Source organism: Kaistella sp. CFF1-2, assembly GCF_059509915.1.
Genome location: NZ_JCAKLF010000005.1, coordinates 1 through 23,107, shown reverse-complemented (window position 1 = coordinate 23,107; position 23,107 = coordinate 1). Strand labels below are relative to the sequence as shown.

Genomic DNA, 23,107 nt, shown 5'->3' with positions numbered 1-23,107 from the left:
AAATTCTGTTAAATAGCCGATGGGCAGGGCTGGATACTTTTGCACAAAAATAGATTATCAATGCAAAAGAAAACTCAGCAAATTATTACTTTGGCTATTTTAGGTTGCATCAGTTTTGCTCCTTTACAGGCTCAAACGAATAAAGTTGCTAAGGACAGTGTACGGAGTATAGACGAAGTCGTGGTTACTGCTTTAGGAATTAAAAGACAAGACAAATCTTTGGGATATTCCACCGAAAAGGTGAATGCCGAAACTTTTGAGCAAGCACAGAATAACAACTGGGCGCAAGCTTTAGAAGGAAAGGTGGCCGGTTTGAAAATTCAAACCGCTGGCGCTGGGCCACTTGGATCGTCACGAATTACGTTGAGAGGCGATGTTTCCATGAATATGGATAACAATGGCGCATTAATCGTGGTGGACGGAATTCCATTGAGTAATTCGACAACAGGAACGGGAACAGCAGCATATGGAGCAGGTTCTGGAGGAGATTTACCCGTTGATTTTGGAAATGGATTGAACAGTATTAATCCAGATGATATTGAGTCGGTAACAATTTTGAAAGGTGCTACCGCAGCGGCTTTGTACGGTTCTCGAGGTGCAAATGGTGCGTTGATGATTACGACGAAGTCAGGGAAATCCAAAAATGGAAAATTAGTCGTAAGTTTTAGCTCGTCGGCAAGTTATGATACGGTTTTGAAATGGCCAGATTATCAATACGAATACGGACAAGGAACGTTAACAAAGAATAAAGCGGGCGAATTTTATTATTCATACGGCGCTTCGGCGGATGGCGTAAGTACGGGTGGAACGAGTAGTGCTTTTGGACCTAGATTCAATGGACAATCTTTCTTTCAATACGATCCTAATGTTGAAGGGCAAAGTTTAACTAGACAAGCGTGGCAGCCTCACAAACGAAATATTAAGGATTTCTGGCAAACGGGAACCACCTATTCTAATACCATTGCGGTAGAAAGTTCGAATGAAACCACCGCTTTTCGATCTTCATTGAATTACACCAACAACAATTGGATGATGCCAAACACAGGTTTCGACCGATTGAATTTTGCATTATCTGTGGATCATAAATTGAGCGCTCGCTTACGAATGTCGGCGAAATTTAGTTTCAACAAAACGAAAAGTGATAATCTTCCTGCGACGGGATACAACAATCAATCGATTTCCTACTTTATGATTTTCCAAAATCCAAATGTGGATTTGTCTTGGTATCGTCCAATTTGGAAAAAAGGAAAAGATCAAACAGAACAAATTCACCCATTCAGTTCGTTTATTGACAATCCGTATCTAATTGCATACGAAATGCTCAATGGAGTTGACAAAAATTTTATCACAGGAAATGTTTCTGCAAATTATCGTTTTAGCGATCAGTTTGAAGTGATGTTACGATCTGGAGTTGAGGTGACCAATGAAGAAAGAACAACAAAACGCCCTTGGAACTCGGCAAACTACCTTCAAGGCTATTACAGAGAGCAGTTTATTAAGAATCAGGAATACAATAATGATTTTTTAGCGACGTATAAAAATGAAATCGGAAAATTCGGGTTTTCAGCATCAGCGGGAGCAAGTATGCGTTACAACGAATATCGAATGAACGATTATCGTGCAACAGGATTGAAAATTCCTGGGACGTATGAAATGACCAATGCCATTTCCTATAATTCTCGTTATGCACAGCCAAATGACAAACTTGTTCAAAGTATGTATGGTTTGGTTTCTATGAATTACAATCAAGTATTTTTCGTGGATGTAACGGCAAGAAACGACTGGAGTAGTACGCTACCCAAAGAAAGCCGCTCGTATTTTTATCCATCGGTTTCTTCGTCTTTGATTTTATCTGAAGCTTTTGGGTTGAAATCCAGTACGTTGAATTTCTGGAAAATTAGAGGTTCTTGGGCGAAGGTAGGGAACGACACGCGACCGTATAAATTAGAAAAATACTACAATGCAAGTGATTTTCAAGGAAGTGTAGAGATTCCCTCTATTTTTCCAAATCCGAATTTGAAACCGGAAATGAATACCAATATTGAAGCAGGAATGGATTTCAGTTTTCTACGAAATCGTTTGTCTTACAACGTTACTTTATACCAGAACAACACGAAAAATCAAATTATTGATGTTCCCGCTTTAATAGAAACGGGATATTCTAGAAGGACGATTAACGCGGGTGAAGTTCGAAATCGTGGTGTGGAGATGACTTTAAACGGAACACCAATTAAGAATCAAAACTTCAGTTGGAATGTTTCTGCAAACTGGTCGTTGAACCGAAACAAAATTTTATCGCTTCCAGACGAATTCCAGGGAGAACCATACACCATGGCGAGCGTTGGTGGCGTTGTTTTCTTTAACGCCGTTGTTGGTGGTTCTTTGGGAGATATGTACGGGTACAAATTGGCTCGAAACGAACAAGGTCAAGTTATTTATGGATCTGATGGACTTACCGCAAAACCTACTGAGGTGGAATACGTTGGAAATGCCTATGCAAAGTGGAGAGCGGGCTTGCAAAATGAATTTAGATACAAGAACATCAGTATCAGTTTCTCATTTGATGGGCAATACAAAGGAATGGCATATTCACAATCGCACCACAAAATGTCCGAACAAGGAAAGTTAACGCACACCTTAGTTGGTCGAGACAATCCAAACGGAACTATTGTAGGTGATGGTGTGGTTCAGAATCCGGATGGAAGCTATTCTCCAAACTCGAAACCCATTGCTTTGAATACCTATTACGGAGATTATTATCGTAGAGCAAATGTGGAAACCAACTCGTTTGACACCAGTTTTATTAAACTTCGAGATGCTCGTATAACGTACAACTTTCCAAAAAATTTAATCAGCGATATGAAAATGACGGATTTATCGATTTCACTTTTCGGAAAAAACTTATGGATGTGGACGAAGTTTCCATTATTCGATCCAGAAGTGGCAACCTTGGATGACGCGACTATTACGCCTGGAATCGAGATTGGACAGCTACCATCGGCAAGAACCGTGGGAATTCAGTTGAATGCTAAATTTTAAAAAACCTTGTAAAAAAGGATGATCAAAACAAACCTTATGAAACATATAAAAAACATTATTGGCTTGCTTTTAGGAACGTTATTGTTGCTTTCGTGCGACCGAACTTTCGAAGAAATTAATACCGATACCAGCAAAATCATTGAGCCTACGGCGGGAAGTATGTTGATTCCCATTCAATACGGGCTTGCTTCTAACGGATATATGCGTGCAAACGATTTCACGTTTGACATTATGCAAATTATGATTGATTTTCCTAATGTAGGAAATACCTTGAGCCGCTATTACATGACTGAAAATACCGGAAATGGCTATTGGAATACATCGTACAAATGGTTGAAGCAAATTCAAGAAATGAATACGTTGGCGGTTGCTCAAGGTGATAAAAACTACGAGGCAATTTCTTTGGTGTTGAATGCGTGGACTTATGCGAATTTAACAGATACATTTGGTGATATTCCATTTTCGGAAGCTTCCAGAATTGACGAAGGAATTTCGAAACCTAAATTCGATAAGCAAAAAGAGATTTACATCAAATTATTAGACGACTTGAAAAAAGCCAATACTCTTTTCGACACGCAAACCAAATTAACGGAAGGTGATTTGTATTTCGCTGCAAACACGGATGCTAACGGAATTATGAAGTGGAAGAAATTCACCAACTCACTTTCTTTACGTTTATTGACGCGTATTTTGAAAAAAAATGGTGAGATCAATGTTCATGAAAGAATCCAGGAGATTATCAAAGATCCAGCAACATATCCATTGATGCAAAATAACACGGAAAGCGCGGTGATGGCTCTTTCTGGCGTGGCGCCGTTGGTTTCTCCAATTTCCAGACCTCAGGATTTTACAACATTCCGTGCTGCAGGCGAGTTCTTTGTGAACACCTTGGCGGATAATAAAGATCCGCGAATGGCAACGTTTTTAACTCAAGCGAAAGATTTGAACAATAAAAATATTGGCTTCAAAGGAGCTCCAGCAGGATATAAGCAAGATATGGTTTTTGATTATCAACCTTCCAATTTCAATCAAAACCTATCTAAAGCACCGATGAAAATTATCATGATGCCGTATGCCGAAGTTCAAATGATTTTGGCGGAACTTTCCTTCAAAGGAATTATTTCAGGCGATCCCAAAACGTATTATCAAAACGGTATTAAAGCAAGTATTGAAGAATGGGGCGGCGTAGTTCCAGCGGATTATTTCACCAATCCAAAAGTCGCTTACAACGGTACTTTTGAGCAGATTATGCTTCAGAAATATGTGACTTTGTATTTTGTGGATCAGCAGCAATGGTATGAAAAACGTAGAACCAGTTTTCCAAAACTTCCAAATAACGGTGGTTTACTGAATGACGGAAAACTTCCGCAAAGATTGATGTATCCGGCGCAAACTAAAATTTTGAACACGGAAAATTATAACGCTGCCGTTCAGTCCATGGGAGCGGATGATATCAATACATTAACGTGGTGGAATCAATAAAATTAATTTTTTCTCAAGTTAATCCCGATATTTAATCCAAAATTTAGAAAAATGAAAAAATTAGTAAGTATCGCATTGGTAGGAATTGGAATTTCAAGTTTTGGACAAACTCAAATTATCGCGCATCGTGGCTATTGGAAAACGGAACCAAAAACGGCTCAAAACTCCATTGAATCGCTGAAAAATGCACAGAAGTTGAAAGTTTACGGAAGCGAATTTGATGTTCGAATGACCAAAGACGGAGTTTTGGTGGTGAATCACGATGAGGATGTAAACAAGGTGGTGATTGCAGAAACGTCTTTTAAAGAACTGAAATCTCAAAAATTAAGCAACGGCGAAAAGATTGCGACGCTTGAAAAATATCTAAAACAGGGTAAGAAAGATTCTTCTGTAAAGCTGATTGTTGAAATTAAACCAGCGAAAACACCCGAATTGGAAAACGAAATTGTCGCAAAAACCATTGAACTCATTGAAAAGAAGAATCTGGAAGGTCAAAGCGAGTTTATTTCGTTCAGTTTGAATGTTTGTAAAGAAATCAAAAAGAGAAAGCCTAATTATAAAGTTCAGTATTTGAATGGAGAGCTTTCGCCTCAAGAAATTAAGAACCTTGGAATCGATGGAGTCGATTATCATTACTCGGTTTTCTTGGAGAAAAACCCAACGTGGATTTCCGAAGCAAAGGAATTGGGTGTAATTACTAACACATGGACCGTTAACAGTCCCGAAGTATTTGAAAAATTAAAAACAATGGGCGTCGATTTTGTCACGACGGACGAGCCCGACCAGTATCTGAAAAAATAAAATGAAAAAATATCTTTTTACCTTATCTTTAGTATCCATCGCGCTTTCGGCGCAACAAAAAGCAACAGGATTTGTTTTTGAAGATGCCAATAAAAACGGAATCAAAGACAAAAAAGAACGCGGAATTCCCAATGTTGGGGTTTCAAATGGCGTTGAAGTCGTAAAAACCGACACTCAGGGAAAATACAGCCTTCCAATAAGTGATGATCAGGCGATTTTTGTGATTAAGCCTTCAGGTTATCAAACGAAAATAAAAGAAAATCAACTCCCGGCGTATTATTATTTGCATAAACCAAACGGTTCACCGGCAGATTTTAAATATAAAGGTGTAGCTCCAACAGGCGCTTTGCCGAAGGAAATTAATTTTCCATTGACCGCTCAAAATGAGCAATCGGATTTTCAAATTTTGGTTTTTGGCGATCCTCAAGCGTACAACTTGAAAGAGATGGATTATTTCAAAAGAGGAATTATTGATGAGGTTAAAAAGAATAAAAAACAAGCCGTTTTCGGGATTAGCTTAGGAGATTTGGTTGGCGACGATTTGTCGCTGCAACCGCATTACATCAACGCGGTAAAAGAATTGGGATTGCCGTGGTACAACGTGATGGGCAATCACGATATGAATTACGATGCTAAAGAAGATCAATTTTCAGACGAAACTTTTGAATTGAATTTCGGACCAGCAAATTATGCTTTTAATTACGGAAAGGTCCATTTCATTTTACTTGATGATATTTTGTATCCCGATCCACGAGATGGAAAAAGCTATTGGGGAGGATTTCGAAAAGAGCAGTTGGATTTTGTTGAAAATGATTTAAAGTTGTTGAATCCAGATCAATTGGTTGTTTTGGCGTTTCATATCCAGTTGAAACCAGAAAATGCAGCCGATGATCATTTTAGAATGGGAGATCGTAATCGTTTATTTGATTTGTTGAAGCCTTTCAAAAACGTTTTGATGATGTCTGCGCATACGCATAAACAGAGTCAACTTTTCTACGGAAAACAAGAAGGTTGGGAAGGGATTCAACCATTGCATGAGTACAATGTAGGAACGACTTCGGGAGATTGGTATTCGGGAAAAGCGGATGAAATCGGAGTTCCACAATCAACGATGCGTGATGGAACCTACAGAGGCTATTCTTTTGTTAATTTTAGTGGAAATCAATACAAAATTCAATACAAAGCAGCTGGAAAGCCAGAGGATTTTCAAATCAATCTTCAACTTCCAAAAACGGTTCCTTTCAAGAAAAATACATCAGCGAGAATGGTGGCTAATTTCTTTATGGGAGATTCGGAAACCGTTTTAGAATATCGAATTGACCAAGGTTCTTGGAAGAAAATGCAATACCAAGAAGTGATTGATCCAGCGTATTTCGGAACACTAATAGAATGGGATCAAAGTCCGGAATTATTTGATGGAAGACGCCCGAATTATCCTGAAAACTCACGTCATATTTGGACGGCTACTTTTCCTAAAGATTTAGCTTTGGGTGCGCATCAAGTGGAGGTTCGTGTGACGGATCGATATGGATACAAACATGCAGCAAAAGGAAGTTTTGAGGTTCAAGAAACCGAAATGATTCCGTAACAATACTTTTTCTTTTCATTTTTTAAAAGTCAGCTTTCTAAGAAAGTTGACTTTTAGCTTTTTTGAAGGTTAACTTCGTTGTATAAAGAATGACAATCGGGATTTTAAAACGATATTCTCACACCGACCTAGGAGTTTGAAGCGTCAAAAAGTTTCTTGGAATTTTCGTTAAAAACTTCTACTGTTCGAAGCGAAGCAAGTTTTAGAAGTTTTAGAAAATGGATAGAAACTTTAGCTTCAAAATCCAAGTCTTGAACTTTTGGTTCTTTTAGTTCAAGCTAAAAGAACATAAAAAAGAGAGATTCCTCATTTTACTTCGTTCCATTCGGAATGATACGAAATAAGTAACCGTCGTCAGTTCGAGTAGATTTTGAAAAAATCGTATTGAGAACAGAATTTAAAAAAAACTTCTCGATACAAAATCCTTCAGATTTTTACTCGAAGTGACGATCGTGAATTAAACTTTAAACCTAATACTTTGAACAAAAAAAGAGATTGACTTCGTCGAACCACTACGTTGGGTTTCCTCACTTTACTTCGTTGCATTCGGAATGACAGTTTTGTGATGAGGCTGTTATTTCACTTCGCTCCATCAGATATGATACTAAATAAGTAATGGTCGTCAGTTCGAGTAGATTTTGAAAAAATCGTATCGAGAACAGAATGTAAAAAACTTCTCGATACAAAATCTTTCAGATTTTTACTCGAAGTGCCGATCGTGAATTAAATATTAAACCTAAAACTTTGAACAATAAAAAAGACCTTCGAAAAGGTCTTTTTTATATTTAATAATTCAAAAGTTCTTGAATTTTTGCACTTACTTTTTCCGGTGTTGGAAGCACTTCTTCTTCCAATTTAAAATGAATCGGAATGGCTGGAACATTGAGTGATCCCATTGCTTCAACAGGCGCATCCAAATAGCGGAAACATTCTTTGGAAATTCGATGTGCTAAAGCTTCAGCAAATGAATTTTGAATTGGTTCTTCTGTTAAAACAAGACATTTGCTGTGCAGTTTTACTTTATCAAAAATATACTCTTCATCCAAAGGAACCAAGGTTCTGATGTCGACAATTTCGACTTTTCCTGGATGGTTTTTAGCAGCTGCTTTTGCCCAGTAAACGCCCATTCCATACGTGATTATCACGAGTGAATTTCCTTTCGAAACTTCTTGTTCATCAGCTTCAACAACCGAAGTTGCTTTTCCAAATGGCAAAATATAATCTTCAGCAGGTTCAATGGTTTTAGCGTCTTCCGTTCCTGGAACTTTAGACCAGTACAAGCCTTTGTGCTCCAACATAATGCATGGATTTGGATCGTAATACGCTGCTTTAAACAAACCTTTGAAATCGGCGGCATTACTTGGATACGCGATTTTAATTCCTTTAATATTCGCTAAAATACTTTCTACACTTCCGCTATGATACGGTCCACCGCCGCCATACGCTCCAATTGGAACTCGAATTATATTGGAAATCGGGAACTTGCCATGCGAAAGGTAGCATGACTTGGATATTTCGGTAATAAGTTGATTTAAACCTGGATAAATATAATCAGCGAACTGAACTTCAACAATAGGTTTTAAGCCCATAGCGCTCATTCCAATCGTTGATCCAATAATGTAAGCTTCTTGAATGGGAGTATTGAAAACACGTTTGTCACCAAATTTTTGTCCTAAAGTCACCGTTTCTCTAAAAACACCACCAATACGTTCACCAACATCTTGACCGTACAAAACGGCTTCTGGATGCTTGTACATAAGTTCTTGCAATGCGTGGATTCCCGCATCAACCATGACAATTTTTTCCTTGCTGCCTTCAGGAACACGAATTCCGGACTCTTCTGTAATTGGATTGTCTGCAAAAACTGGTCCTGATGCCGATGTTATTGGCGGTTCTGGCGCGTTCAATGCTTTTTGAAATTCAGCCGTTACTTTTTCTAATGCTTTTTCTTCGATGGAATTGAGTTCGTCTTCAGCGAAACCTTCACTCAATAAATACTTTCGAAGGATTACACCGGGATCTTGAACGCGATGCTTTTCCAAATCTGCTTCTGTACGATAAAACTCGCGACGAACTCCAGATGTATGATGCCCAATAAGAACTGTTTTCGCACAAACAACCATTGGTTTTCTTTGCTCACGAACGAATTCTATGGCTTCTTGCATTCCTAAAAAGGATTCTACGAAATCGGTTCCGTCCAATCGCATGCGGTTCATGCCGATAAAACCTTCCACAAATTCGTAGGCATCGGCGGTTCGCGCTTCTTCTTTGGTTACGGAAATTCCCCAACCGTTATCTTGAACTAAAAATAAGACCGGTAATTGATGCAAAGCCGCAAATTGAAAAGCCTCACTCACTTCGCCTTCGGTTACCGAATTATCTCCTAAACTACATACTGCAATGGGTTTTCCATCAAATTGACGAAGGTTAAAATCTTCAATATAGCGGATTGCTTGCGCGATTCCCGTTGTTGGAATCGTTTGCATTCCTGTTGCAGCACTTTGGTGAATCATATTCGGTTTGTCGTCTCCCAAATACGATGGATGCGAATAATATGAACGTCCAGCCGAAAAAGGATCATCGGCTTTCGCTAATAATTGAAGCATCAGTTCGTACGGCTCAAAACCGATTCCTAAAAGTAAACTTTCGTCCCGATAATAGGGCGAAACCCAATCCTCCGTCGTTAACTGAAACGCCGTTGCAAGTTGGATTGCTTCGTGTCCGCGTGACGTACTATGTACATAAGGGCATTGTTTGCGGTTGTTTTCGTAGGTGTCGGCCATCGCTTTGGCTTCCATCATCAAACGAAATGCTTTAAGCAGAATATCTTTAGAAATTTTGTTTTTAATCTGAGCTTTCATACTTCTCAAAGATAAACTTTTTCATTGATTTGTTCAATTCGATAAAAAATGACCTTTGTTTCCTTGAATCCACCTAGCAAAAAAGGAAATTTTTAAGGTTTTGAATGAACTTTAATTTTGATTTTTTTGATTTTGAATTTGGTTGGTTTTGCTGATTTTACTTGAGTTGTGATTGATAAACTGGATGGTGAAAATAGTTATCAACAATTTGCCCTAATTTTTGAACTTATTTAAAAATATAAAACGACCTAAATCCTTTGTTTAATTGTGTTTAATGATGTTTTTGATTGGTTTTTGATGGAGTAGATGTACTGAATTAATCCCTTGCTGTCAACTTTTATTTCCAGAAAAATTGTGATATTTTTACAAAAAATAATGTCGATGTATTTAGTTTTTGATACCGAAACTACAGGGTTACCGAAAAATTATAACGCTCCTCTTTCCGATTCCGATAACTGGCCAAGAATGGTTCAGTTGGCTTGGCAAATTCATGATGAGAACGGAAATTTAGTAGAAAATCAAGACTTTATCATTAAGCCAGAAGGCTACGATATTCCCTTTAATGTTGCCCGAATTCACGGGATTACAACTAAAATTGCCGAAGAACAAGGCCACGATTTAACGGAGGTTTTAAAACTCTTCCAAGAAGCGGTGGCAAAATGCCGTTTTGGTGTTGGCCAAAATATTGAATTCGACTACAATATTATCGGTGCCGAAAACTACAGAAAAGAAGTAGAAAGTACGTTGCAAGAGCTTCCTAAGGTGGATACCATGCACTTAGGAACGGAGTATACGGCGATTCCGCAAGGGAATTCGGGAAGGTTTAAGTCGCCTAAATTAGGTGAGATTTACAAAAAGCTCTACGGAACCGATTTTGCCGAGGCGCACAATGCTGCGGCCGACGTAAATGCAACGGCTCAGGTTTTCTTTGAAATGGTGCGTATTGGCGTTATCAATGCGTCCGATATTGGTGTTGAACCCGAAGTTGTTCAAAATTTTAGAAAAGTTCAACAAGAGCCTATTCAGCCTTTTGGGATTGTCATTCGAACGCAGGTTGCCAATTTCAACAAAAAGAAAAATGTTGATTTTGGAAACGCTGATGATATTGAGTTGGGCGCTTATTTCAACTTTCATAATCATACGATTTATTCGTCATTGCAAGCTTCATCTCACTTAAGTGATTTGGTGAATCAAGCTTTGGAGAATGATTTTCCAGCCGTTGGAATGGTCGATTTTGGAAATTTGATGGGCGCTTTTAAATTCATTAGTGAAGTTGAAAAAGCCAACGGCAATCTGAAAAAACAGTACGAAGAAGCGAAAGAAGCCGATCCCGACAATACCGAACTTCAACAGAAGAAATTGATGCCCGTTTTGGGTTGCGAATTTTATATTTCGGATCGCCCCGAGCAGAAACAATTTACGAAAGATGATCCCGATCGCAGAACTCAAATGGTCCTTTTAGCGAAGAATTTTAATGGTTACAAAAACTTGGCAAAGCTTTCAAGTATGGGCTATGTTAACGGTTTTTACTTTGGTGTTCCGCGTATTTCGAAAAAGCAAATTGAAGCCTATAAAGAAGATTTAATCGCGGTTACGGGAAGTATTCATGCCGATATTCCGAATACGATTTTAGAATTTGGGGAAACCAAAGGGGAAGAGCTTTTCCTTTGGTGGAAAGAGACTTTTCAAGATGATTTTTATGTTCAGATTCAGAATCATGATATAGATGAAGAGGAATATGTTAATGGCGTTTTATTAGGTTTTGCCGACAAACATAATGTTAAGATTTTAGCCCAAAACGAAACCTATTATACCAATGCAGATGGGGCAAAAACCCAGGATATTTTATTCTGTATTAAAGATGGTGAAAAGCTATCATCGCCCATCGGAAAAGGATTTGGAAAACGTAAAGGACTTCCAAGTCGATCCTATCATTTTAAAAATGCAGAGGAATTAAAACAGACTTTTAGAAGCTATCCGGATGCGTTTGAAGCGTATGAAGAGTTTTTCGCCAAGTTTGAATCCTATCCTTTAAAACGAGACGTTCTCTTGCCGAAATTTGATATTCCTGAAGAGTTTCTTCATGCGGAAGACGAGGTAGATGGTGGAAAACGAGGGGAGAACGCTTTCCTTCGTCATTTGACGTATGAAGGAGCGGCAAAAAGATATGAAACGATTACCGATGAAATTCGGGAACGATTGGATTTCGAATTGGAGATTATTGCCAATACAGGCTATCCTGGTTACTTTTTGATTGTTCAGGATTTCTGTAATGAAGCCCGTAAAATGGGCGTTTGGGTTGGCCCCGGTCGTGGTTCGGCGGCGGGTTCTGCCGTGGCTTATTGTATCGGAATTACCAATGTTGATCCGATTAAATACGATCTCCTTTTTGAGCGTTTCCTAAATCCAGAAAGGGTTTCCATGCCCGATATTGATATTGACTTTGATGATGAAGGTCGAGAGCGAATTATCAAATGGGTTGTTGAGAAATACGGTAAAACCAATGTAGCTCAGATTATCACCTATTCCGTTTTGGGAGGGAAATCAGCGATTACGGATGCAGGTCGAGTTTTAGATTTGCCAATACCGGATACCAAAAACATTGCGAAATTAATTCCGCCCGCACCGGGAATGAATATCGGAAAAGCCTTTAGCAAATACGAAAAACTTCCACCAGAGGATAAAATGTTGGTGGATGAAATGAAGGCGATTTTAAAGAATGAAAGCGATCCTCGAAATGAGGTGTTGTCGGCGGCTCAAAAGATGGAAGGCTGTATCCGAAATACGGGTATTCACGCCTGTGGAGTGATTATTACACCGGAAGATATTTCCAATTTGGTTCCGATTACCATTGCAGCGAAAGATGCAGATATTTTGGTGTCGCAATTTGACAACTCCGTTGCAGAAAGTGCCGGTTTATTGAAAATGGACTTTTTGGGATTGCGAACTTTGTCCATTATTAAAGATGCGATAAAATTGGTGAAAGAGCGGCACGGAATTGATATTGATCCCGATGAAATTCCGTTGACGGATGAAAAAACCTATCAATTATTCCAAGAAGGGCGCACTGTTGGGATTTTCCAGTATGAAAGTCCCGGAATGCAAAAATACATGCGTGAGCTGAAACCCACTGTTTTTGCCGATTTAATTGCCATGAATGCCTTGTACCGTCCAGGTCCAATCAAATACATTCCAAACTTTATTAATCGAAAGCATGGAATTGAAGACATTGTCTATGATTTACCGGAATGTCAAGAATATTTGGAAGAAACCTACGGGATTACCGTGTATCAGGAGCAGGTAATGCTTTTGTCTCAGAAGTTGGCGAATTTCACCAAAGGTGAGGCCGATACTTTGAGAAAGGCGATGGGTAAGAAACAAATTGATGTTTTGAACAAAATGTACCCGAAATTTATAGAGGGTGGAAAAAAGAATAATCTAAACGAAACCAGTTTAGAAAAAATATGGAATGACTGGAAAGCCTTTGCAGAATACGCTTTCAACAAATCTCACTCCACTTGTTATGCATATATCGCGTATCAGACGGCGTATTTAAAAGCCAATTATCCTGCAGAATATATGGCGAGTGTGATGACGCACAACTTAAATAACACCAAGCAAATTACTCTATTCATGGAGGATTGCAAGAATATGGGTGTGGATGTTTTAGGACCTGATGTTAATGAAAGTCAGTATGAGTTCTCGGTTAACGAAAAAGGTCAAGTTCGTTTTGGTTTGGGAGCCATTAAAGGTATTGGTGAAGGACCAAGTGAGGCGATTGTAGCGACAAGTAATGAGCAACGTTTTGTGTCGGTTTTTGACTTTTTTGAGCGTTTGCCATCTGCACAAGTTAACAAAAGAGTAGTAGAAAGTTTGGTGGTTGCTGGTGCCTTTGATGAATTGGATGTGTATCACCGAGCACAGTATTTTGATTATGATAATCAAGGAAGAACCAATGTAGAACGGCTTTTACGATACGGCCAGAGTTTCCAAGATTCGAAAAATCAAATGGATAATTCCCTTTTTGCAGATTTTGCCGATGAGGTGAAAATTGAACAACCGAAGATTTTACCTTCTGCAGAATGGCCAAACATGCATAAACTCAACAAAGAAAAGGAGATTATTGGTTTCTATCTTTCGGCGCATCCGTTGGATGAATTTCAGTTTCAATATCAGTTTATTCAAGGGGTTTTAAGTCGAAAAGAGATTTTGGACCAGAAGAAAGATGATGAAGAAATGATTTCCAAAACCGAGTTGATTTTAGATCAAGAACGCGAAGCAGAAGAAACGGGTGATGAAACTGATGTAGTGGATTTGGAAGTGACCGAAGATGGCGAAGTCGTGATGGAAGAAGAAGTGAAAAATGTGGAAGCCAAAGGCCATTTTAAATTCTTGAATTTAGATGAAATCGATGCGTACCGTGATCAGAATTTCGGAAGTGAACAAACGCGAATGTTTGAAGAGGGGAAGGGAAGTAAGCTTAGAACGGATTTCAACAATGCGATCAAAGAAAATACGGTTGCCGGTTTGGTGACGGAATTTACAGTTCGTGATGGTCGAAATAGTGGTGAGAAAATCGCTTTTCTAACGTTGGAAGATTACACAGGAAGTTACTCGTTCCGTTTAGGAGACCGCGATTATATGAAGTTGAAAGATAAAATTGACATTCAGCGTTTCTTGATTTTCAAAGTGAAGTTTTCTGTAGCTCGAGACAACCGCGTTTTCTTGAATGTTGTGGATGTTTACGAGTTGAAAGAAGCGTTTGAGCGATTTGCAAGCACGATGACCGTGGTGATGGATATTCGGGATATTCGTCCAGACGATATCGGATTTATTCGTTCGGTCATTCAAGATCATAGCGGTGAGCAAAAACTCCATTTCTTCTTGAAAAATGCCGAAGATAATTCCCATGTTGAATTAAATTCCATGCGAACGCAAGTCAGCATTAGTGGAGAGTTAATGCATTTATTTGCCGAAAATAACAAGTATCAGATTTTCCTGAATTAATTAGGAATTAGTACATTTGAATAATAATTGAGATGGCCAATCCATCCACCAAAATTTATGACTACACAAGATAAACTAGCCAAGCTGCGCGAGGTGATGCAGCAAAATCAAGTTGATGCCTTTATTGTTTATTCCGCAGACCCGCATATGAGCGAGTATTTGCCTAAAGAATGGCAAGAGCGAAAGTGGATTTCTGGTTTTACAGGTTCCGCAGGTTTTGCCGTAATTTCGAAAACGGAAGCTGGTGTTTGGACGGATGGTCGTTATTTTGTTCAAGCTGCTGCCGAGTTGAAAGATTCTTCAGTAACCTTGATGAAAGAAGGGGTAGAAGGAACTCCTGATTTTATCGATTGGATTAAATCTCAAGTTTCTAACGGTGGAAAAGTCGCTGTAAATGCGTTGGCTACGTCTAATTCAAACTGGGAAGCCGTAGAAAGTCAATTAAAAACATCAGGAATTACGTTGGTTGACTTGCCTTTGTTGGATCAAATTTGGACCAATCGTGCGGAACCTTCTAAAAACGAAGTTTTTGTTCATCCTTTGGAAAGAGCAGGGAAGTCGGTTACCGATAAATTAAGCGCTATTCGTGAGAAAATGGATAAAATAGGCGCAACGGCTCACGTTATTTCTAGTTTGGATGATGTGGCTTGGACACTGAATCTTCGTGGAAGCGATGTGGAAGCCAATCCGGTTTTTCTAGGTTATATTTATGTGACTTTGAATGATGCCATTCTTTTCGTTGATTTAGATAAATTGAATGAAGATGCACGCCGCCAAATGGATGCATCGCATGTGAAAATGGCACCTTACGCTGATTTTTATACCTTCTTGAAAGATGTGAAAAACGAAAAGGTTCTCCTTTCACCGACGACAAATCAAGCAATCTACAATACATTAGCTGCTCAAAATGCGTTTGTAAAAGCGGCGGTTCCTGGAAATCTAATGAAAGCTCAGAAAAACGAAGCTGAATTAGAAGGATTCCGAACGGTGATGGAACGTGATGGTGTTGGAATGGTGAAATTTCTGTATTGGTTGACTCATAACGTTGGTAAAGAACCGATGACAGAATATTCAATAGGTCAGAAATTGAAAGGTTTCCGTGCGGAGTTGGATAATTTTGTAGGCGAAAGTTTCGGCAATATCGTAGGTTATGAAGGAAATGCGGCGTTGCCACACTATTCTGCAAAAGCTGAAGGAAGTTCTGATGTAACCAACAAAGGAGTTCTTTTGGTGGATTCAGGGGGTCAATATTTAGAAGGAACTACGGATATCACAAGAACTTTAGCTGTTGGTGAGGTTTCGGAAGAGTTTATTCATAATTCGACTCGTGTTTTGCAAGGGATGATTCGTCTTTCGATGGTGAAATTTGCTAAAGGAACGCGTGGAAATCAATTGGATGCGATTGCTCGTTTACCGTTGTGGATGGAAGGAAAAGATTACAATCACGGAACGGGACATGGTGTTGGAAGTTTCATGAATGTGCATGAAGGTCCACAAAGTTTCAGAAAAGATTTGAATCCTACGGAATTGCTTCCAGGAATGGTTTTATCTAATGAGCCAGGATTGTATATCGAAGGAAATTATGGAATTCGACACGAGAATTTAATGGCAGTAAAAGTTGCTGAAACCAATGATTTTGGAACGTTCTATGATTTTGAAACGTTGACGTTCTGTCCGTTCTTTAAAAATACCATCAAGAAAGAATTGCTTTCACAAGACGAAATCGATTGGTTGAATACTTATCATAAACAATGTGAAGAGAAAATCGGAAAACATCTTGAAGGCGATGTGAAAACTTGGTTTTTAGACCTTGTTTCGCCGCTTTAATAGAAAATAAATACCATAAACGTTGCTAGGATTTCAATCTTAGCAACGTTTTTTTTGTGATGAATTCAAAATTTGTTCAAATTTGTATCTTTACTAAAATGCAATTATGGACGAGGCGATACGATCATTAGTTTGGGATTGGGAAGACTTACTGAAAGTTGTTTTCTCTCTTTTAGCAGGATTTGTTTTGGGAATGGAAAGAGAATGGAAGGATAAATCTGCAGGTTTTAAAACCATATCAATTATTTGTTTAGGAAGTACATTGTTCACGGTTTTGTCCTACAAAATGGGTATGGGAGAATCGGAAGACGCAACCCGAATTGCTTCGTATGTGGTTTCTGGAATTGGTTTTTTGGGAGCCGGAGTTATTTTTAAAGAAGGGAACAACGTTAATGGTTTAACCACTGCAAGTATTATTTGGATTTCTGCAGCTATCGGTATGTCCATTGGTTTTGGGCAGTATATAACAGCCGGGATTTTTTTATTAGCTTGTTTTGGAATTATCGCTTCAGGATCCCTTTTCAATCGATATGTTGCTCGGAATGTTGCGAAAACACTTGAAATTCATATTCAATCCCAGAATATAGCTTTAAAGAAAGAAATTATTAATGATTTAAAACAGATTTGCAAGACGGTAAAGATGAAGCAATCGCAGTTTCAAGATGCAAGTTTGACTCTTTCCTTTGATATTGTGATTCATAAAAGTAGTTTGGATGAGTTGGATTACTATCTGACGCATCAGCGACATGTGGATTCATTTTCGTATTGATTTATATAGATGCTAGATTCTAGAGCCGAGAATCAAGATTAAGGTTTTAGGCTACTTTTATAAGGTAGAAAATTTGCTGACTTTAAGGTTTTGATAGTTGAGATTGAATGAAGTCAAAAGCCAAATCTTTCCCAGCAAGAATATCGGAATCGGTGTAATTAATTTTCTTATCGATATGAACACCCAATTTTTGAGTTTGTTTCCCATTGGGATAAAAGATTCCATTTCCTGTAAATTCCAAGGTGTAGCCACCTGGTAATTTCATTTTTTTGATATCTCCATCTGCTCCCGCGGTTTGTTCACCGATCGTGGTTGCTTGAGGAAAAGTATATTGAAGATTCATTGTGTTCCATTCACTAGCGCTTAAAGTTTCTTGATTAACGATGATAAAAACTATTCCTGTATAGGGTTTCGTATTCATTCGTTCCACTTCTGGGAAATAGGTTTTGGAATCGGATACATATTTAAAAGTCCCAATAGAATTGAGGTTTTGCTGATAATATTTTCCGAAATAGTTTTCTTTAGGTGAGAAATACGAATAGATGTAATGGTAAACAAATCCGCCCCAATCTGGATAGTCGCGCATATCAAAAACCAAAGCTTTTTTAGAAGCGGCAGTATCTAAAATTTCCTTCATCTTTTTATCAATTTCTTGATCGTCCACTTCTTCTATCATTCCAAATGTTTGATCGATACGGAAATACACAATGTCTTGATTCTTCAATTGATGAGAACGCTTCGCTTGAATTTTTGATTTTAAGTAGGTGGAAACTGCTTCTAAATCTGATTTTTCTTTCGGATTTAGCATTTCAACACTAGTTGTGAAAAAGCTTTTGGTGTTTCTCTTTTGTACTTTTAGTGTTTTCGTTTGCAAGTCGTCACTCCAAATCAAATTCATCTGATAATCAGACAAACGGTGACGCAAGCCTTCGCTATTTGAAGTCGAAAGAAGATTAGACTTCTCAGAAAGAATTTGAGAAATTTTTTTTCCATTAATACTGCAAATTCGATCCCCGATGTTCAAATTTGCATTCTTAAAACGACTTGAATCAATAATTTTCGTTATCAACATATAATCGTCGACAATTTGATAATCAAATGGGGCAAAATAACGCGTATGAAAGATATCGGCTTTGTATTTTAATTGATTGTAGAAACGAAAAGCATGCGTGTCCTCCAATAAGGAGACGGTTTTTGCTAAAATTTCTTCAAAATCCTTTTTTGACTTGGCAATAAGACTTTGCTGTAGATAGTTTTCAAATTTTATTTCGGCATCTTTAGCCATCAGATATTGATGCGGATACAAATAGTCGATTACACCCCATATTTTTGCCATGGCCAGCAAACGAAGTTCACGGCTCAAGTTATCTTGATCTGCAAGGAGATATTCTTTTTCATTGGGTAGATCTGACGTAAATCCGTCTTGCGGAACAAAGTGATGTGGCTCTTTTGTCCACCTGTTCGTGAAAATGTTTTCCAGACGTTTTTTATTTTCTTTAGAAAGTGTTTTCGACTTTAGAAACCAATTAAAGTTTTGATTTTTGTCGAGAATATCCTTGAAAGTTTCAGGATTTGAGTCCAACGTTTTTGAGTTGGATAATTCCTTTGTTAGATTTGAAACGACCGTGTTGAAATCGTCATGATCTTTTGGAATATGAGCCAGAAAAAGAGAATCGGCATCTTTCTTTCCACTCGCCAAATCGGGATGGTAGTATTTTATGAAATTCCAGACTTTGACGTAGTTGAGCAGCTCTTTCTGTGCGGAAAGATGAAGTGAAACAAGAAAAGTTAGTAGGATCGTTAAACGAAACATAAATGACTTTTTGGATAAAAATAGGGAAAAAAATAGAAAAGGGGGACGAGGTTTAACAGCCAATATAAATGATAAACTCTTTTGAAGTTTTGATTTTGATTAAAAAGCTGACCTTTTTTAAGAGCAACTATTTTGTTGATCAATCTTCAGTAACAACTCTTTCGCGGTCGCTCTGCTCCTCAATTCCATCTTGTATCATTTCTTCGGCTTCGTTTTCTTCTTCTTTTGTAGCGGTTTCCACTTGATCTTCTTGATGTTCTAGTTCAGCATCAATAAAAAATTCGCAATAAACTGGTAGATGATCAGATCCAAAATTTTCTAAGGTTTTTAACTGAGTAACAAACACATCTGTAGAATGAAACATTAGATCAATCGGAAATCGCAAAAATTTATACTTCGCATGAAAAGTCGAAACAAATCCATGGCCAATTCTGGGGTCGATTAACTCACTCGTTTTCCGAAATAGAATAGATGATTTGCTCCAAGCAACATTGTTGAAATCTCCAACAACAATAGTAGGATGGTGAAGTTCTTTAACTCTTTTCGCAACAGATAGTAAGTCGCCATCCCGTTCTTTAGATGTTTTCTCTTCTGTGGGACTTGGCGGCGGTGGATGAACTCCAAAAAAGACGAATTTATGGCCTTGCTGAGATTTTATTACGGCTTCGATACTCGGAATGTCGTCGGCAACAAAATAATGGGTCTGGCTTTCTGTTATTTCCAGTTTCGAATATAAATGAATACCGTAGGTGTTTTCTAAACCAACTTTGTGTTGGTATGGATATTCAACTTCTAATTTTTCTAAGGCTTTTTCCCAATCACCATTACTTTCCATCGTTAAAAAAACATCGGGTTGATATTTTTTGATCAATTGGATAAACTGTTCGTAATCGGTATTAAATTGATAGACATTTGCTGAAATGAAACTCAGTTTTTTACTTGAGGTATATTGAGGCTTACTTTATTTAACAGGATAAAAATGCGTGTATTTAAACAAAATAAAACCGTGATAAACAATACTTCCAAGTAAAAGCGATTGTAAAATCCAGAATGTTGTATTTTTTTGTGGAAGAAGAAAACCTACTAAAAAGAGAACTATAGCAATATAAAATACCTGGATTTTTCCAAAGTCCGTACTCCTAAAAACCCAATAGGAAGAGGGAATTTTGGGTAATATACTTGCAATAAGTACTAAAATACTGATACTAATATAAACTCCGAACATCCATGTAACTTTAAGAATCGAAAATACTAAAATAGATTTTTCCAAAGATTATATTATTTTTTGAGAATTTACTAGTTTTTGTTTACTTATTCATTTTCTGCTTTGTTTTGAACTTCGTTCGTTGTTCTGTTTTTAATTTAAACTTGTTGGGATGGGAGTAAGGTGGAAAATCCCTCTAAGTGATTCTGGTTTGCCTATGTTAATAATTGTAACATCCAAACTCGTTCCTCGTTTACTAGAAATCTTTTTTTGCGATGAGCGAAGATGGGAATAGAAAGATTCAACCTAAAGCACGTTCTTAGCTCTTAAAAACTTGTACAAAAAAGCCGTAAATTTGCAGCATGAATCAAGACACTATATGCGCATTAGCAACGGCAAACGGAGTAGGCGCCATTGGGATTATCAGAGTTTCGGGCGAAAAATCTTTTGAAATCGTGAATAAAGTTTTTGAAGGGAAAAACCTTGAAAAAGCGAAGTCGCATACGGTGCATTATGGGTTTATTGTGGATGGGAAGAAAGAGGAAAGAGAAAAGAGGAAAGAAGAAGGTGGCAACAACATAGAGGTTATTGATGAGGTGATGGTTTCGGTGTTTCATCCGCCGAAGACTTTTACGACGGAGAACTCTGTGGAGATTTCGTTTCATGGTTCTCCCCATATTGGTGCTAAGATTCTGGAAGTTTTGATTAAAAACGGAGCTCGAATGGCGAAAGCGGGCGAGTTTACAATGCGTGCTTTTATGAATGGCCGTATTGACCTTTCGCAAGCTGAATCGATTGCCGACCTAATTGCTGCCGAAAATGAAGCCTCTCGAAAAGTAGCATTAAACCAATTGAAAGGTGGTATTTCGCAAGAGATTTCGGTGTTGCGAGGTGATTTACTGAATTTCACTTCACTCATTGAATTGGAATTGGATTTTGCTGAGGAAGATGTGGAATTTGCTGATAGAACCGCTTTAGTAGCTCTAATTAAGCGAATACAAGCAAAACTAAAATCTTTAATCGATAGTTTCCAATATGGGAATGCCATTAAAAACGGAACTGCTGTTGCGATTATTGGGAAACCCAACGCCGGGAAATCGACTTTACTCAATACCTTACTAAAAGAAGAGCGTGCGATTGTGAGTAATATTGCAGGAACGACGCGTGATACCATCGAGGAAATTTTACATATTAAAGGTCATGCTTTCCGATTGATTGATACCGCAGGATTGCGCGATACGGAAGATGAAATTGAAGCAATCGGTGTGCAGAAAGCCCGTGAAAAAGTTAGTCAAGCCGAGATATTGGTGTATCTAGCCGCCGCTAATTCAGTAGATTTCACAGAGGATATTCGCATGATTCAGTCGTTGGTTCGTGAGGATTTGGAATTGATAATCTGCTTAACCAAGATCGATGAAGTCGTTCCAACTGCTTTCGATACGATTGAAAATCAGTTCCGTGATGCTTTGGATACACCGTTTGATTTTATTAAGATTTCGGCTATCGAGAACCGCAATATTCAGGAGTTAAAGAATGAGCTTTCTTCCTATGTTGAAAATTTAAAAGCTCAAGAAGGTGGCGTAGTGATTACTAATCAAAGGCATTTTGAAGCTTTGCAAAAGTCGTTGTATTCGGTAACACAAGTTGAAGAGGCTGTTTCGCATAACATCACCACCGAACTCTTAGCTTACGAATTGCGCAACGCTTTGGAACATCTTGGGGAGATATCGGGTGAGTTTACAAATGATGAGGTTTTGGGGAATATCTTCTCTAAGTTTTGCATTGGGAAATAAATTTGTTTTCCTTTAGTTTCTTTTCTATTCTTTTATTTGATTTTCAATAATTTATGATAATTTTATTTTCGTTTATTATTCTTTATTTGTAGTTTTGTTACCAATTAAGTACTACTTCAATTTCTAAATTGATACAAAGTGGTACAAAAAAGTACAAGCCGCAAAATATGAAAATTTCCATTAATCAAAGAAAACTTAAAGATGGTAAGATTAGTCTTTCCATTGAATATTATCGTGGATCTGAAACTAGTTCTGAAGGAAAAAGAAGACACCTACGTAATTTTGAAAAGTTAGACACTTATTTATTTCCAGAACCTAAAACTCCGAACGAGAAGAAACATAATAAAGAAGGTTTAGCCTTCGCGGAAAATGTTTTAGCAATTCGAAAAGCAGAGTACGCTCAAGGGAAATATGACATTAAAAATACCTCAAAGTCTAAGCGCACATTCCTTGCTTTTTTTCAAGAGCTAACAGAAGAAAAGCAAAAACAAGATTCTTCTACTAATTACGGTAACTGGTTCTCAACTTTACAGCACCTGAAAAGAATTCTCTCTAAGAATCTAACTTTTGACGATATTGATGAAAACCTTATTAAAAAAGTACGCACCTATTTTGAAAATGAGGCTTTGACCAAAAGTAATTTACCACTATCTCAGAATTCAAAATATTCGTATTTCAATAAATTTAAAGCCTCTCTTCGTAGGGCTTTTGATGAAGGTTATACTACAATCAATTTTGCTACAAAGACCAAATCCTTTGATCAGGCGGAAAGCCAAAGAGAGTATTTGACTTTTGATGAAGTTCAAGCATTAGCAAAAACAGAATGCAAATATGACGTCTTGAAAAGAGCTTTTCTTTTCTCATGTTTGTCAGGCTTGAGATGGAGTGATATAAATACCTTAATATGGTCTGAAGTAAGGGTT

General features: G+C 37.9%; 12 protein-coding genes. 9 read left to right on the top strand and 3 right to left on the bottom strand.

The features are described from left to right. Positions 1 to 60: 60 nt before the first annotated feature. Genes AC5XHR_RS12035 through AC5XHR_RS12020 form a run of 4 tightly spaced genes read left to right on the top strand, consistent with a single transcriptional unit; the run spans position 61 to position 6,910 of the window. Positions 61 to 3,039, top strand: a complete 2,979-nt coding sequence (locus AC5XHR_RS12035; protein WP_495951043.1) for a SusC/RagA family TonB-linked outer membrane protein — start codon at positions 61 to 63, stop codon at positions 3,037 to 3,039. 36 nt (positions 3,040 to 3,075) lie between these two features. Continuing rightward, the gene (locus AC5XHR_RS12030) at positions 3,076 to 4,521 is read left to right on the top strand and encodes a SusD/RagB family nutrient-binding outer membrane lipoprotein (protein ID WP_495951042.1); all 1,446 of its coding nucleotides are present in this window, start codon (positions 3,076 to 3,078) and stop codon (positions 4,519 to 4,521) included. A gap of 51 nt (positions 4,522 to 4,572) precedes the next feature. Next, positions 4,573 to 5,322 carry a glycerophosphodiester phosphodiesterase gene (locus AC5XHR_RS12025; protein WP_495951041.1) on the top strand — a complete coding sequence of 250 codons (750 nt, stop codon included), beginning with the start codon at positions 4,573 to 4,575 and terminating at the stop codon, positions 5,320 to 5,322. A gap of 1 nt (position 5,323) precedes the next feature. Next, on the top strand, positions 5,324 to 6,910 hold the full coding sequence (locus AC5XHR_RS12020; RefSeq protein WP_495951040.1) for a calcineurin-like phosphoesterase C-terminal domain-containing protein: 1,587 nt from the start codon (positions 5,324 to 5,326) through the stop codon (positions 6,908 to 6,910). A gap of 785 nt (positions 6,911 to 7,695) precedes the next feature. Here the strand turns inward: AC5XHR_RS12020 and AC5XHR_RS12015 are convergent. Further along, positions 7,696 to 9,771, bottom strand: a complete 2,076-nt coding sequence (locus tag AC5XHR_RS12015; protein ID WP_495951039.1) for an alpha-ketoacid dehydrogenase subunit alpha/beta — start codon at positions 9,769 to 9,771, stop codon at positions 7,696 to 7,698. 381 nt (positions 9,772 to 10,152) lie between these two features. Between AC5XHR_RS12015 and dnaE the strand changes: the two genes are divergently transcribed. The 3 genes from dnaE to AC5XHR_RS12000 all read left to right on the top strand — a co-directional run bounded on the left by dnaE (position 10,153) and on the right by AC5XHR_RS12000 (position 17,374). Beyond that, positions 10,153 to 14,778 (top strand): DNA polymerase III subunit alpha, encoded by a 4,626-nt coding sequence (gene dnaE / locus AC5XHR_RS12010; RefSeq protein ID WP_495951038.1) that lies wholly within the window; start codon positions 10,153 to 10,155, stop codon positions 14,776 to 14,778. Between the two features lie 57 nt (positions 14,779 to 14,835). Continuing rightward, positions 14,836 to 16,605: an aminopeptidase P family protein gene (locus tag AC5XHR_RS12005; RefSeq protein ID WP_495951037.1), complete on the top strand. Its 1,770-nt coding sequence runs from the start codon at positions 14,836 to 14,838 to the stop codon at positions 16,603 to 16,605. Positions 16,606 to 16,711: 106 nt separating this feature from the next. Then, positions 16,712 to 17,374, top strand: coding sequence for an MgtC/SapB family protein (locus tag AC5XHR_RS12000; RefSeq protein WP_495951036.1), 663 nt, complete (start codon positions 16,712 to 16,714; stop codon positions 17,372 to 17,374). 82 nt (positions 17,375 to 17,456) lie between these two features. Here AC5XHR_RS12000 and AC5XHR_RS11995 read toward each other — a convergent pair whose 3' ends face one another. Further along, positions 17,457 to 19,187 (bottom strand): S41 family peptidase, encoded by a 1,731-nt coding sequence (locus AC5XHR_RS11995; RefSeq protein WP_495951035.1) that lies wholly within the window; start codon positions 19,185 to 19,187, stop codon positions 17,457 to 17,459. Positions 19,188 to 19,326: 139 nt separating this feature from the next. Continuing rightward, positions 19,327 to 20,109, bottom strand: coding sequence for an endonuclease/exonuclease/phosphatase family protein (locus AC5XHR_RS11990; protein WP_495951123.1), 783 nt, complete (start codon positions 20,107 to 20,109; stop codon positions 19,327 to 19,329). Between the two features lie 644 nt (positions 20,110 to 20,753). Between AC5XHR_RS11990 and mnmE the strand changes: the two genes are divergently transcribed. Continuing rightward, on the top strand, positions 20,754 to 22,184 hold the full coding sequence (gene mnmE, locus AC5XHR_RS11985) for a tRNA uridine-5-carboxymethylaminomethyl(34) synthesis GTPase MnmE (protein WP_495951034.1): 1,431 nt from the start codon (positions 20,754 to 20,756) through the stop codon (positions 22,182 to 22,184). A gap of 167 nt (positions 22,185 to 22,351) precedes the next feature. Then, on the top strand, positions 22,352 to 23,107 hold a 756-nt coding region (locus tag AC5XHR_RS11980), incomplete at its 3' end, for a phage integrase SAM-like domain-containing protein (RefSeq protein WP_495951033.1).

What these genes read in the sequence shown, in the direction of transcription:
- AC5XHR_RS12020 (WP_495951040.1), top strand. Translation starts at nt 5,324, where the DNA reads ATGAAAAAATATCTTTTTACCTTATCTTTAGTATCCATCGCGCTTTCG.
- AC5XHR_RS12035 (WP_495951043.1), top strand. Translation starts at nt 61, where the DNA reads ATGCAAAAGAAAACTCAGCAAATTATTACTTTGGCTATTTTAGGTTGC.
- AC5XHR_RS12000 (WP_495951036.1), top strand. Translation starts at nt 16,712, where the DNA reads ATGGACGAGGCGATACGATCATTAGTTTGGGATTGGGAAGACTTACTG.
- mnmE (WP_495951034.1), top strand. Translation starts at nt 20,754, where the DNA reads ATGAATCAAGACACTATATGCGCATTAGCAACGGCAAACGGAGTAGGC.
- dnaE (WP_495951038.1), top strand. Translation starts at nt 10,153, where the DNA reads ATGTATTTAGTTTTTGATACCGAAACTACAGGGTTACCGAAAAATTAT.
- AC5XHR_RS12005 (WP_495951037.1), top strand. Translation starts at nt 14,836, where the DNA reads ATGACTACACAAGATAAACTAGCCAAGCTGCGCGAGGTGATGCAGCAA.
- AC5XHR_RS12015 (WP_495951039.1), bottom strand. Translation starts at nt 9,771, where the DNA reads ATGAAAGCTCAGATTAAAAACAAAATTTCTAAAGATATTCTGCTTAAA.
- AC5XHR_RS12025 (WP_495951041.1), top strand. Translation starts at nt 4,573, where the DNA reads ATGAAAAAATTAGTAAGTATCGCATTGGTAGGAATTGGAATTTCAAGT.
- AC5XHR_RS12030 (WP_495951042.1), top strand. Translation starts at nt 3,076, where the DNA reads ATGAAACATATAAAAAACATTATTGGCTTGCTTTTAGGAACGTTATTG.
- AC5XHR_RS11995 (WP_495951035.1), bottom strand. Translation starts at nt 19,187, where the DNA reads ATGTTTCGTTTAACGATCCTACTAACTTTTCTTGTTTCACTTCATCTT.